This is a genomic window from Streptomyces sp. NPDC023541 (genome assembly GCF_055559995.1).
The window spans coordinates 39,489-52,355 of the sequence record NZ_JBVHJO010000024.1 but is presented as its reverse complement, the minus strand read 5'-3'; the positions used below and the strand labels follow the sequence as shown (position 1 = coordinate 52,355).

At 74.2% G+C, this 12,867-nt stretch carries 12 protein-coding genes; 3 read left to right on the top strand and 9 right to left on the bottom strand.

Annotated features, from left to right (window positions below; all coding sequences use genetic code 11):
- Positions 1–59: 59 nt before the first annotated feature.
- Together ACZ3X1_RS34475 and ACZ3X1_RS34470 are read right to left on the bottom strand one after the other, a co-directional pair.
- Positions 60–1,463, bottom strand: a complete 1,404-nt coding sequence (locus ACZ3X1_RS34475) for an MFS transporter (protein ID WP_467283087.1) — start codon at positions 1,461–1,463, stop codon at positions 60–62.
- A 67-nt stretch (positions 1,464–1,530) separates the two neighbouring features.
- Positions 1,531–2,301 (bottom strand): glycerophosphodiester phosphodiesterase family protein, encoded by a 771-nt coding sequence (locus tag ACZ3X1_RS34470; protein WP_356813520.1) that lies wholly within the window; start codon positions 2,299–2,301, stop codon positions 1,531–1,533.
- Positions 2,302–2,474: 173 nt separating this feature from the next.
- Between ACZ3X1_RS34470 and ACZ3X1_RS34465 the strand changes: the two genes are divergently transcribed.
- On the top strand, positions 2,475–3,977 hold the full coding sequence (locus tag ACZ3X1_RS34465) for an SCO1417 family PLP biosynthesis transcription factor (protein ID WP_467283085.1): 1,503 nt from the start codon (positions 2,475–2,477) through the stop codon (positions 3,975–3,977).
- Positions 3,978–4,384: 407 nt separating this feature from the next.
- Here the strand turns inward: ACZ3X1_RS34465 and ACZ3X1_RS34460 are convergent, their stop codons facing one another.
- Positions 4,385–6,022, bottom strand: a complete 1,638-nt coding sequence (locus tag ACZ3X1_RS34460; RefSeq protein WP_467283083.1) for a hypothetical protein — start codon at positions 6,020–6,022, stop codon at positions 4,385–4,387.
- Positions 6,023–6,087: 65 nt separating this feature from the next.
- Positions 6,088–6,282 (bottom strand): hypothetical protein, encoded by a 195-nt coding sequence (locus ACZ3X1_RS34455; RefSeq protein WP_030706611.1) that lies wholly within the window; start codon positions 6,280–6,282, stop codon positions 6,088–6,090.
- Between the two features lie 303 nt (positions 6,283–6,585).
- Between ACZ3X1_RS34455 and ACZ3X1_RS34450 the strand changes: the two genes are divergently transcribed.
- Both ACZ3X1_RS34450 and ACZ3X1_RS34445 read left to right on the top strand, forming a co-directional pair.
- Positions 6,586–7,002, top strand: coding sequence for an ankyrin repeat domain-containing protein (locus ACZ3X1_RS34450; protein WP_362629153.1), 417 nt, complete (start codon positions 6,586–6,588; stop codon positions 7,000–7,002).
- A gap of 320 nt (positions 7,003–7,322) precedes the next feature.
- On the top strand, positions 7,323–8,720 hold the full coding sequence (locus tag ACZ3X1_RS34445; RefSeq protein WP_467283079.1) for a HEAT repeat domain-containing protein: 1,398 nt from the start codon (positions 7,323–7,325) through the stop codon (positions 8,718–8,720).
- Positions 8,721–8,804: 84 nt separating this feature from the next.
- On the opposite strand, the gene ACZ3X1_RS34440 is transcribed toward ACZ3X1_RS34445, so the two are convergent.
- From ACZ3X1_RS34440 to ACZ3X1_RS34420, 5 genes are all read right to left on the bottom strand, one after another.
- Positions 8,805–9,824 carry a hypothetical protein gene (locus tag ACZ3X1_RS34440; RefSeq protein ID WP_467283077.1) on the bottom strand — a complete coding sequence of 340 codons (1,020 nt, stop codon included), beginning with the start codon at positions 9,822–9,824 and terminating at the stop codon, positions 8,805–8,807.
- On the bottom strand, positions 9,821–10,387 hold the full coding sequence (locus ACZ3X1_RS34435) for an RNA polymerase sigma factor (protein WP_467283075.1): 567 nt from the start codon (positions 10,385–10,387) through the stop codon (positions 9,821–9,823). Before ACZ3X1_RS34435 ends, ACZ3X1_RS34440 begins: the two co-directional genes overlap by 4 nt.
- 73 nt (positions 10,388–10,460) lie before the next feature.
- Entirely contained in the window at positions 10,461–11,327 is an 867-nt protein-coding gene (locus ACZ3X1_RS34430; protein WP_467283073.1) for a 5-oxoprolinase subunit C family protein, read from the bottom strand.
- Positions 11,320–11,940 (bottom strand): 5-oxoprolinase subunit B family protein, encoded by a 621-nt coding sequence (locus ACZ3X1_RS34425; protein ID WP_467283071.1) that lies wholly within the window; start codon positions 11,938–11,940, stop codon positions 11,320–11,322. The genes ACZ3X1_RS34430 and ACZ3X1_RS34425 overlap by 8 nt, the downstream gene beginning before the upstream one ends.
- Positions 11,937–12,704, bottom strand: a complete 768-nt coding sequence (locus ACZ3X1_RS34420; RefSeq protein WP_467283126.1) for a LamB/YcsF family protein — start codon at positions 12,702–12,704, stop codon at positions 11,937–11,939. Before ACZ3X1_RS34420 ends, ACZ3X1_RS34425 begins: the two co-directional genes overlap by 4 nt.
- Between the last annotated feature and the right edge of the window lie 163 nt (positions 12,705–12,867).

Sequence of the window (12,867 nt, the reverse complement as noted above, 5' to 3'; positions counted from 1 at the left end):
TCTAAATCCGTTCGGAATTCGTTCGTGAATCCGGACCGGAAGCGGGTGTGCACCCGGTCTCAGATCCGCTCCGGTACAGGATTGCCCGCCGCCTCCACCGCGCGCCGCACCGGCACTCGCGCGAGCAGCAGGAACCCCAGTGCGAAGAAGGCCACCAGCGAGATGATCGCGTCCCGATAGCTCCCCGTCACCTGGTAGGTCAGGCCGAAGACGAGCGGACCCACCCAGCTCAGGCCGCGGTCGCTCATCTCGTACGCCGAGAAGTACTCGGCCTCCTTGCCCGCGGGCACCAGGTGCGAGAAGAGCGAGCGCGACAGCGCCTGGCTGCCGCCCAGCACCAGGCCGATCATGGCGGCGAGGACGAAGAACCACACCGGCGTCCGCGCCGGCAGGAAGTAGCCGACCGCGAGCGTCACCGCCCACGCGGCGAGTGAACCCATGATCGTCCGCTTGGCGCCGTAGATCCGGGCCAGCCGGCCCATGCCCAGCGCCCCGCCGACCGCCAGGACCTGCACCAGCAGCACCGCCCCGATGAGCGTGGACTGCTCCAGCTCCAGCTCTTCCGAGCCGTAGACGGAGGCCTGGGAGATCACCGTCTGCACGCCGTCGTTGTAGATCAGGTACGCCAGCAGGAACGACAGGGTCAGCGGGTAGCGCCGCATGTCCTTGAAGGTGGCGATCAGCTGCCTCCAGCCGCTGACGGCAGGCGCCGCCCCGGGCTCCCGGACCACGGCCCGGTCCCGCAGCCGGCGCAGCGGGATCAGCGCGAAGGCGCCCCACCACAGGCCCGACGCCGCGAGGCAGATCCGCACCGCGGTCCCCTCGGAGACGCCGAAGGAGTCGTGCCCCAGGTAGAGGGCCAGGTCCGCGATCAGCATCACGGAGCCGGCGGTGTACCCGAAGGCCCAGCCGCGCGAGGACACGGTGTCCCGCTCGTCCGGGGTGGAGATCTGCGGCAAGTAGGCGTTGTAGAGCACCATCGACACGGACAGCGAGGCGTTCGCCACGACCAGCAGGAACCCGCCCAGCAGGTAGCGCTCGCCGCCTAGGAAGAACATCGCGGTCGTCGCCGCGGCCCCGGTGTACGCGGCCACCGCCAGCAGCGGCTTCTTGCGGCCGGTCCGGTCCGCGATCGCACCCGCGATCGGCATCAGCAGCACGGCCAGGATCACCGAGGCCGAGACCGAGTAGGCGAAGAAGGCCCCGGCCCGCACGGGTATCCCCAGCGGGTGCACGAAGCCCTCGGCGTCCGCGGCGGCCTTGGCCACCGAGGTGAGGTAGGGCCCGAGGAACACCGTCAGTACGCTCGCCGAGTACACCGAGACGGCGAAGTCGTAGAAGTACCAGCCGCGCTGCTCGCGCTTGCGCGAGGCCGCCGCCGAGGCCTTCTCGGCCGCGGTGGATCTGCCGTCCTCCGCCCCGGGTTCCGCTTCCTCGGTCCGGCTGCTGTTGTCCGCGCTCACTCGTCGTCCCCCCAGGTGGTCCCGTACCGCAACGGCCGCCGCGTCCGCCGCGACGGCCGGGAGCGGGTCAGGCCCAGGCGCCGCGCCGGTCCAGCACCGTGCGCAACAAGTCGATGTGGTCGGTCATGATGCCATCGACACCCAGGTCGAGGAGAGCCTCCATGCGTTCCGGTTCGTTCACGGTCCACACGTGGACCTGCAGGCCCCGCTCGTGCGCGGTCCGCACGAAGCGCCGGTCGACCACGCGGATGCCCGCCTGGGTCTCCGGTACCTGGGCCGCCACCGCGCCCACGCGCAGCGCCGCCGGGATCGCGTAGGAGCGCAGCCGCAGCCCGACCACCCCGCGCACTCCGTACGAGGTCGCCAGCCGCGGACCGGCGATCTTCTGCGCGCGGGCCACCCGGCTCTCCGAGAAGGAGCCCACGCAGACCCGGTCCCAGATCCCGGCCCGCGCGATCAGATTGACCAGCGGGTGCAACGCCGACTCCGCCTTGACGTCGATGTTCCAGCGGGCGTCCGGGAACTCCTCCAGCAGCTCCTCGAAGAGCGGCAGGGGCTCGGTGCCGCCCACCCGGGCCTCGCGGACCTGCTTCCAGGGCAGCTCGGCGATCCGGCCCCGGCCGTCGGTCACCCGGTCCAGCGTGGAGTCGTGGAAGGCGACGAGCTTGCCGTCGGCCGTGGCGTGCACATCGGTCTCGAAGTACCGGTAGCCCGCCGCGGCGGCCCGGCGGAACGCCGCGGCGGTGTTCTCCAGCCCGTCCGCGGCACCTCCCCGGTGCGCGAAGGGGATCGGAGCCGGGTGGTCCAGATACGGATGGCGAAGGCGTACGTGCGTCACGGCGGCAGTATCCCCCGTGACGGCAGGGACCGGTGGTACCCGAGGTGAACGGGATACGGCGGGCCCTGTACGGCCCTGGTGCAAGTGGACTGACTCGTGGCACGCTGTGCCCCGGACAGCAATCCAATCCAGGTCTCGGTCGAGGCCAATCGGACGAAAGTGGACCGCACGCCATGGCCGAATGGACCTCAGCGGTCGGTGCCGCACAGCTCGCCCGTCTCATCACCTCGCAGCAGGAGCGGACCGCCGTAGCCGGCGCCCGCAAGCCGCCTGCGTACCGCACCCTCGCCGACGGGATCCGGCTCCTCGTCCTTGAGGGCCGCATTCCGGTCGCCGCCCGGCTGCCCGCCGAGCGGGAACTCGCCGTCGCACTGTCGCTCAGCCGCACCACCGTTGCCGCCGCCTACGAGGCCCTGCGCGGGGAGGGCTTCCTGGAATCCCGCCGGGGCGCGGGCAGCTGGACCTCCGTCCCCGCCGGGAACCCGCTGCCCGCACGTGGCCTGGAGCCGCTGCCGCCGGAGTCCCTCGGCTCGATGATCGACCTCGGCTGCGCCGCCCTGCCCGCCCCCGAACCGTGGCTGACCAGGGCCGTCCAGGGCGCCTTGGAGGAACTGCCGCCGTACGCGCACACGCACGGGGACTACCCGGCGGGCCTGCCGGCGCTGCGCCGGATGCTCGCCGACCGCTACACCGAGCAGGGCATCCCCACCATGCCCGAGCAGATCATGGTGACCACCGGGGCGATGGGCGCCATCGACGCCATCTGCAGCCTGTTCGCCGGGCGCGGCGAGCGGATCGCCGTCGAGTCCCCCTCCTACGCCAACATCCTCCAGCTGATGCGCGCCGCCGGCGTCCGGCTCGTACCGGTGGCCATGGCCGACGGGCTGGCCGGCTGGGACATGGACGTCTGGCGCCAGGTCCTGCGGGACTCCGCCCCGCGCCTCGCCTATGTCGTCGCCGACTTCCACAACCCCACCGGAGCCCTCGCCTCTGAGGACCAGCGCCGCGCGATGGTCGAGGCCGCCCGCTCCGCGGGAACCGTCCTCGTCGCCGACGAGACCATGATCGAACTCCAGCTGGACCCGGACCTGGAGATGCCCCGCCCGGTCTGCTCCTTCGACCCGGCCGGCAGCACGGTGATCACCGTGGGCTCCGCCAGCAAGGCATTCTGGGCGGGCATGCGGATCGGCTGGGTCCGGGCGGCCCCCGAGGTCATCCGCAGCCTGGTCGCGGCGCGCGCCTACGCCGACCTGGGCACCCCGGTGCTGGAACAGCTGGCCGTGAACTGGCTGATGCGGACCGGCGGCTGGCAGGAGGCGGTGCAGATCCGCAGGCAGCAGGCCCGCGAGAACCGCGACGCACTGGTCGCGGCCGTCCGGCGGGAGCTCCCGGACTGGGAGTTCGAGGTCCCCGCGGGCGGCCTGACGCTGTGGGCCCGCGCGGGCGGACTCTCCGGCTCCCGCCTGGCCGAGGTGGGCGAGCGGGTCGGCGTACGGGTCCCCTCGGGCCCGAGGTTCGGCGTGGACGGAGCCTTCGAGGGCTACGTCCGACTGCCCTTCACCGTGGGCGGCCCGGTGGCCGAGGAGGCCGCCACCCGCCTGGCAGCGGCAGCGAGCCTGGTCGGCAAGGGCGCGGGCGACAGCGGGGCAGAACCCCCACGCACGTTCGTGGCGTAAGGCCGCGGGGCGGTGACCACAGGGCGGGGTGCCGTCGGGGCGGCCTCGGACGGGTCGGCCATCCGCGCGAGGGTGCCTGAGGGTCGGGGACAGGGCGGGGTGTCGTCCGGGACGTAGAACGTGATTTGTCGGCGCGGTATCGCCCGCGCCGACGAAACTCCGACAGGGCGCCATGAATCATGAGTCCCGGACGACACCCCGCCCTGGCACTTGCCCGCCCCGGCACCACCGGCCCGCACCACCGTCCCGCATCGGCACCGGCGGCCCGCACCGGCCCGCCCCGGCAACCACCGGCCCGCGCCGGCCCTGGCACCACCGGCCCGCACGGGCCAGCCCGCATCACCGGCCCGCGCCGGCCCGCCCAGGCACCACCGGCCCGCGCCGGCCCGCCCGCACCGCCCCCGGCGCTACGACGGTTCCGGCGCGTCGAGGACCTTGACCAGCGCCGGCCCCGCCGCCCCCGCAGGTCCCGCCGCCCCCGCCGGCGGCCCCACCGTTCCCGCCGGAGCCACGGACGCCGCCGCCCCCGCCGGCCCCTGCTGCCGCTCCGGGAGCAGTTCCAGCACCGCCTGCCGGTACCCCGGATGCGTGCCCTCGTCGTACGGGTCCGGCGTGGCCGGCACCTGGAGCCGGTGCACGGCCCCGGTCCCCAGCCGCGCGTACCCCCGCCCCGGCGGCACCTGGCTCGTGGGCGTGGTGTGCGGCGGCAGCCCCAGGACGTCGGTGATCTGCTGGATCGCGGCGGGCCCGAGCACGATCCGAGCCCGGGTGTGCTGCCACACCGCGTCGTGCAGCAGCTCCAGGTGGTCGAACTGCTCGGCAACGACCACCGTGACGTGCGCGGGCCGCCCGTGCCGCAGCGGTACCTGCAGGTGGTTCATGGGGTCGGGCCCGCCCTCGGCGACCGCGAGGTGCGCGAGCACGCTCGGCTGGTCGAGCAGGATCCACAGCGGGCGCCGGGTGTCCTCCGGTGCGGGCCGGCCGGCCTCGCGGGCCCGGTGGGTGGCGATGAGCCGCCGTTCGGTCTCCCGCGCGGCCCACTCCAGGGTGGCCACCGCGCCGACCGGCCCGCACTCCACGGCCAGGACGCCCGCTCGGCCGGTCAGGCAGGCGTACTCGCCGCTGCCGCCGCCGTCGACGATCAGCACGTCGGCGCCGTGCCGCAGGGCCTGGAGGGCGAGGGAGCGCAGCAGCGTGGAGGTGCCGCTGCCGGGCTGGCCGACGGCGAGCAGGTGGGGTTCGGTGGAGCGGGGCCCGGTGCGCCAGATGACCGGCGGGACGTCGCGCGGCTGCTCCCCCTCCAGCACGGGCAGGGTGCGCTGCACGCTTGAGGAGTCGGTGAATCCCAGCACGCTCTCGCCGGGGGAGGTGACGAACGGCTGGGCGGCGATGCCCGTCGGCAGCGCCGCCAGCACGCTCAGATCGAGCTGGTTGCCCTCCTCGTCCCAGTCGAAGAGGTACTCCCGTCCGCGCCCGGACTTGGCGTGCAGCAGTGCCTCGATCCGGGCCCGTGAGGCGGCCTCGCCGTCGGTGAAGTAGGCCGGGTAGCGGATGTGGAGCCGGGTGAGCCGGCCCGCCTCGTCGAACTCGTAGCCGCTGAAGGCCTTGTCCCACTCCCCGCCGTGGGCGAAGAGCGGGCTCGGATCCTCCGGGATGGAGAAGTAGGGCACGAGGGCTTCGTAGAGGGAGCCGAGCCGTTCGGCCTCGGCATCGCTCGGTCCGGTCTTCACCGGGGTGCGGTCGCGTCCCCGCCAGGCCGCCGCCGCCATGAGGGTGACCAGGGCGAGGAGCGGGCCGTAGGGGACGAGCGCGACCACGAGGACGCAGGCTGCGCCCAGGAGCAGGGCGGGACCGCGCTTGTCCTTGGGCGTCTCGGACCATCTGCGCCGCCCGGCCGCGGCCAGGATGCGCAGGCCGCGTCCGATGACGAGGAGCGGATGGAGGACGTCCGTGGCACTGTCGGCGGCCGTGCGAGCCAAGTCGCGGCCCCGGGCCAGCGACGCGGTGCCGCTGCTGAGAATGCGGGGGAGTGGGCGCCGGGCCACGGGCGTCTCCTGGATCTGTGGTGAGCGTTGTTCCGGGTGGGGCTGGTGTTCCTGCTCGGCGGCGGCTAGAGCTTGATCCCGCCGAGCAGGCTGGCAAGGCTCGCGGTGCTCGCCGTGATGCTCGGGGCGATGGCGGAGCCGGCGAGGAAGAAGCCGAAGAGCGAGCAGACGAACGCGTGCGACAGCTTCATCCCGTCCTTCTTGAAGAACAGGAAGCAGATGATGCCGAGCAGGACCACGCCTGAGATGGACAGGACCATGAGAGGTTCTCCTGGTTGGTGGGGACAGTCACCATCAGTTGTTCCAGGCTCACAGGAAGTATCAATGCGACAAAAGGTGCAAATGGGTGAATCCAGTGGTTTTTCACTTGACCGGCTCAGTCCGGCTGGCGCGGCCGCCGCACACGGGTCCCGGGTGGTCCCTGCCTCGGCCCGGCCCGGACATGCCCAGGCCAGGGCGCTACTCTGGCGGTTCACCCGTACGGACGCGGCGCCGTGCGCACCCCTGCCCCGCACGGCCTGGGGAAGCTTCATGCCAGCAGCGAGTGGAAGGCGGTACGCACGATGAGCGAGCACCCCGAGGGCACCTCCCCGGAAGGCCCCGACGAGGACGTCATCGAACTGGCGACCAAGATCTTCGACCTCGCCCGCCAGGGTGAGAGCGCGCAGCTCGCCGCGTACCTCGACGCCGGGGTCCCGGCGAACCTCACCAACGACCGCGGCGACACCCTCGTCATGCTCGCGGCCTACCACGGCCACGCCGACACCGTCACGGCCCTGCTGGCCCGCGGCGCCGAGGCCGACCGCGCCAACGACCGCGGCCAGACCCCGCTCGCCGGCGCGGTCTTCAAGGGGGAGGAGGCGGTGATCCGCGCGCTGCTCGCCGGAGGGGCCGACCCGAACGCCGGAACCCCCTCCGCCGTGGACACGGCGCGCATGTTCGCCAAGGCCGACCTGCTGGAACTCTTCGGAGCCAAGTAGTCCGCTTTTTGCCGGGCCAGGACCGGTACAGACCTCACAGGTTGGTCACGGCGGCCGTAAATGTGGTCGCGGCGCACAAACCGGCTGGGCCATCATGGCGTCGGATTCGATTCGCGAGCACGGGGGACGGGCAGACGGCCAGGACACCAAGGGTGTCCCGGCCCGGTCCGGCCAACCCTGGTCACGAACCACCGACGAGAGTGAGAAGGCAATGGTCTACATCGAGCGGAACAAGACGGCGGACGTCCTCACATGCTGTTACGCGGCCCTGTGAATCCCGATTCCCGGTTGCGTCCCCAGCTTGATTTGAGGCCACTCCCATGTTCGAACCAGTCATAGCGCCGAGCGGTACCCTGCTCGGCCTCCTCCAGCGGGGCCGTGGCGACGGCACGCTGCACGCACTCGCGGCGCCCAGGGCGGAGGCCCTCGCGGCCCTCAACCAGTGCGTGCTCCGCGATCCGCGCCAGGACTGGCAGGTCGAGAACCGCTCGCTGTACTACGCCAGGCTCTACCTCGACCTCGACGGCCCCCTCGGCGAGATCGAGAGCCACCTCTTCAGCGCCGACGACCTCGTCGACGACACGGACCACCGCACGGGCCTCGCCCTGTCCGTCCTGGGCCACCTGGCCTCGTACGGCCGCGACGACGCGCTCATGCTGCTGCGCCGCTACGCCGCCTCCGGGGCGAACTGGGCCTGGGCCCTCGACGAGCTCGCCCTGCGCGACGACGACGAGGGACTGCGGTCACTGGCGGCACCCGTCCTCGCCCGCTTCCCCGCCACCGCGGAGGGCGAGGCGCGGCTGGCCGCCGCCGTCCGCGACGCCTACGAGCCCCGGCCGTGGTGCCTGTGGGAGGAGTCGCCGCTGTACGGGGAGCGCCTGAGCGCCGCCCGCCGGCAGGGCTCCTTCGACCGCTGGCAGCGCCAGCTGACGCCGAGCGGGCCCCGGCCCGGCTGGGGCGTCCAGGCCGTCTTCGACTGGGCCGCCGACGGCCTGCGCCGCGGCACCCCCCTGCACGTGCCCGCCGCCCGCTGCCTCGCTGCCGTGGCCCAGCCCGAGGACCGCTCCGCCATCCTCGCGGCCGCCGCCGGCGCCGACGGCGAGGCCGCCCGGGCCACCGCCCTGCACCACCTGGTTCTCGCGGAGCCGGGCAACCCGGCCGTGCTGGACCTCATCGAAGCCGCCGCCGACGAGCCCGCCGTGGCCGCGTACGAGCGCATGTGCGGCCCCGAGGCCGTCGAACGGGCCCGGCGCTGGGTCCACCGGCCCGACGCCCTCGGCGAGGCCGCCGCGGCCACCCTGGCCGCCCGAGGCGGAACCGAGGACGCACCCCTGGTCCTGAGCGCGCTGCGCTCCACCGTGCGCGGCTCGGGCCCCGACACCGGGCGCCTGTTCGCCCTCGTGGACGGAGCGGGCCGCCTCGCCATCGGCTGCGCGGCCCCCGTGCTGCGCCACATCTACCGCGAGACCTCCTCGTCCCACCTGCGCGGCCGGGCCGCGCGCGCCCTCGCCAGCACGGACCCCTCCTTCGCGGCGGGCTTCGCGGTCGAGTGCCTGTGGGACTGCGAGGAGACCACCCGTGAGGTGGCGGCCCGCCATGCCGAGACAGCCGACGCCCGCGTGGCGCCCCGCCTGCGCCGCCTGGCCGCCGATCCGGCGGAAGAGGAAGACGTCCAGTCGGCCGTCCGCAGCCGCATCGCGCCGGAGTCGGCCGTGTAGGACACGGCGAGAGGCGGACCCCGCGCCCACACGCGTCCGCCCCGGCCCCGAGGGGCCGGGGCGCAGAGGCCGGTCCTGCCGCGACTACCGCGGTGACGGGCCGGCCGGCCGTGCGGGATCGCCCAGCGAGAAGTCGATCTGGCAGGGCGTGACCTTCGAGGTCTCCTGCACGCCGTACCCGACGTACGGGCTCGACGTCCCCGCCGGCTTGGAGAACACGAGCGTGTACCCCGGCGGGACGGTCCTGGAGTTGATCCTCAGGGTGCCGCTCCCGACGCCCAGCCTGGCTTCGGGGTCGGCCTGCGGACCGCGGTAGCCGCCCCCCACGTGCGGGCACTCCGCCGCCGGCTTCATCTCGGTCACCGCGACGCTGACCCCCTGAACCTGGAGCCTTCGCACCAGCTCGGGCAGTTCGCCGGGCTTGGGCACGGCGACCTCGATCGTGGTGCCGGCGTCCTTCGCGGGGGCGCCGGAGGCAGATGCCAGCAGTTCCTCCAGGCCTTCGGTGTAGTCGATGCGGCAGGACGCGACCTTGGAGTCCTCGATCACGCCGAAGCTGACCCCACCCGCACCCAGGGGGTGGTACTCCGCCCAGGCGAACGTCAGCGCGTACCCCGGGGGGACCGTCTTCGCGTTGACCTTCAGGTCGAAGCCGTCACCGCCGGCCTGCATGATCTCCGCCTCGGGGTCTGCCTGCGGACCGCGGTAGCCGCCGCCGGGCTCGGAGCACTGGGAGGGCGGCCGCATCGGGATCAGCACCGCGGGAACCCCCAGCGCCTTCAGCCGGTCGACCAGGGCCGGGATCTCGTCGTGCGCGGGCAGCCTGAACCGCAGCGACCCGTCCGGATCCTTCCTGATCTCGGGTACGCCGGTGGCCGACGGGCTCGGCGAGCCGGTGGGACCGTCCGTGGGCAGCGAGCCGTTGCGGGTGCTGCCGGGCAGCGCCATGACGGCGACCACGGAGGCGGTGGTGACCCCCACCGCGAGGGGGATGCCGTAGCGCCGGGCGAAGGACCGCGTGGGAGGCGCGGGCGCCGCCTGCGGAAGGCGGGCCAGCAGCGCCGCCTTGAGCCGGTCCTCGAAACCGCTGGGCCTGGCGTTCATCGGGTTGCCTCCAACCGGCGTTCGCCGGGAACGGGGTCCAGCGCGCGCCGGGCGCGATGCAGGCGGACGCGGATCGTCGCCTGGGTGACGCCGAGGGCCTGCGCCGCCTCGGCGGGGGTCAGCTGGTCGATGACGACCAGGTCGAGGGCGGCGCGCAGCGGCTCGGACAGGGCGGCGTGGCGCTCGGCCAGATCCCTGAAGGCCCGCTGGGCGTCGATGCGTTCCTCCAACGCGGCGACGTCCTCGGCGTCGAGGAGCCGGCGGCCGCTGAGCCGCGCCAGCGCGCCGCTCTCACGGGCCCGCCCGCGCGCATGACCCGCGAGGACGTTCCGGGCGATTCCGAACAGCCAGGCGACCGGGGCTCCCCTGTGGCCCCGGTACGTGCCGGCCGAACCCATCGCCGCGAGGAAGATGTCCGCCGTCAGGTCGGCCGCCAGGTGCGGATCCGCGACCCGGCGGGTGACGAAGCCGAGCACGGCATCGATGTGGTCCTCGTAGAACGTCCCGAATCCCTCGGCCGTGGTGAGATCCGGCGGGCCGGTCTCGTGTCGTGGGCTGTGCACCCGGTTCCTCCCCTGTGCAGGGAACCCCGTCGGCCCCCTCACCCCGTACTTGGCCGCAGCCCCCGAAAGCGTTTCATCGGGCGGGCACGAACGTGACCGGGGTTCCCGGCCGGGCCTGCGCCGCCGCGTCGAGCGCCCGGCCCGGGGGGACCACGCCGACCACCGGGTAGCCACCGGTCACCGGATGGTCGGCCAGGAACACCACCGGCAGGCCGTCCGGCGGCACCTGCACCGCGCCCAGCACCATGCCCTCGCTCGGCAGCTCCCCGGCCCGGCTGCGGACCAGCGGCGCTCCCGCCTCCGTGCGCAGGCCGATGCGGTTGGACATCGCCGACACCCGGAACGCCGAACGCCACAACCCGGCGAGCGAGTCAGGCGTGAACCAGTCGGCCCGCGGCCCGAGCCGCAGGGGGAGCAGCAGCTCCGCAGGCGCCCCGGGCAGGCCGCAGGTGTCCACCGCCGGGGACGGCCCGGGCCCGGCGGGGCCCACCGGCAGCGTCATCCCCGCCGACAGGACCGGTGGCCCCAGGCCGGACAGCAGGTCCGTGGAGCGACTGCCGAGGACCGGCGGGAGGCCCACGCCTCCGCGCACGGCGACGTAGCTGCGCAGCCCCGACTCCGCCGGGCCCACCTCCAGCTCCGCTCCGGCCGGCAGCCGGACCGCGGCTCCCCAGGCCACCGGACGCCCTGACGCACGTACGGAACAGGGTGCGCCGGTGACCGCCACGGTCACCGGAGCGAGGGCCCGCAGCCCCACCCCGTCCAGGGTCGTCTCCAGTGCCGCAGCGTCCGGCGGGTTGCCGAGCAACCGGTTCGCCAGCGCGTACGCCGCCGTGTCCAGCGCCCCCGACCGGGGGACCCCGAGGTGCGCGTACCCGGGGCGGCCCCGGTCCTGGACCGTCGTCAGCGCCCCCGGCCGCACCACCAGCAGTTCAGTCACGGCCGGCCTCCGTGAACCGCACCCGGACTCCCGGAGCGAACAGCGCCGCCGGTTCCCGCTCCGGGTCCCACAGCACCGCGTCGGTGGAGCCGATCAGCTGCCAGCCGCCGGGGGAGGAGCGCGGGTAGACCCCCGCGTACTCGCCCGCCAGTGCCAGAGAGCCCGCGGGAACGGCCGTGCGCGGCGAGTCCCGGCGCGGAACGTGGAGACGCTCCGGCAGGCCCGTCAGGTAGCCGAAACCCGGCGCGAACCCGCAGAAGGCCACCCGGAACGGGGTGGCGCCGACGATGCCCGGCACCTCCCCGGGGTCCACCCCCCACAGCCGGGCCACCTCCGCCAGATCCGGCCCGTCGTACCGCACCGCGACGGTGACCTGCGGCCCCTCGGCGGCCGCGAGCGGCGGTACCTCCCAGCAGGCGATCCGGGCCCCGAGCGCGGCCGGATCCCGTACGCCGTCGAGCAGTACGGTCCGCGCCGCGGGCACCAGGTCCCGTACGGGGCCCAGCGCGCCCGCGTCCCGGCGGCGCAGCAGCTCGGCGTGGAGCGCGGCGACCTCGTCCGCCGAGTCCAGCTCGATCAGCAGCGCCTGCGAGCCCACCACCAGCGTCCTCACGTGAAGGCCTCCACCCGCACCCCGGCGGCGCCCAGCGCCTCCCTGACGCGCAGGGCGAGCCCGGCCGCCCCGGGGGTGTCCCCGTGCAGGCAGAGCGAGCGCGCGGCCACGGGGACGGCGGAGCCGTCGGCGGCCGTCACCGTCCCGTCGGCCGCCATCCCGACGGCCCGCGCCACCACCGCGTCCGGGTGGTTCACGACCGATCCCGGCTCGCCGCGCGGCACCAGGGTCCCGGCGGGGGTGTAGGCGCGGTCGGCGAACGCCTCCGGTACGGGAGCGAGCCCCGCCTCCTCGGCGGCGGCGAGCAGGAGCGAGCCGGGCAGCCCCAGCACGGGCAGGCCGCCGGTCGCCCCGGCGCCGGCCGCCAGCCGGACACCCGCGACGACGGCGGCGGCCTGGCCGGCGTCGTGCACGGTCCGGTTGTAGAGCGCGCCGTGCGGTTTCACGTAGGACACCCGGGAGCCGGCCGCCCGCGCGAAGACCTCCAACGCGCCGATCTGGTAGGCCACCTCGTCGGCGAGCTCGCCGGGCGGCACGTCCATGGAGCGCCGGCCGAAGCCGGCCAGGTCGCGGTAGGAGACCTGCGCGCCGATCCGTACGCCCCGCTCGGCGGCCAGTTCGCAGACCCGGCGCATGATGGACGGGTCCCCGGCGTGGAAGCCGCAGGCGACGTTGGCGCTCGTGACGACGCGGAGCAGGGCCTCGTCGTCGGTGAGCGTCCAGCGCCCGAACCCCTCGCCGAGATCGGCGTTGAGGTCGATCACCGGAGTGGATGCGATCATGGAAGCCATGCGCCGAGCGTAGAGCAGGCGGCCCGACCGGATGCCGAAGCGGCTGCCGAAGCGGCCGCCGATGCGGATGCCGGCGCGAAGGCCGGACGATCCGGCCGAACCATGCCGTTTGGGATGTTGTCCGTGGCAGCGCCTA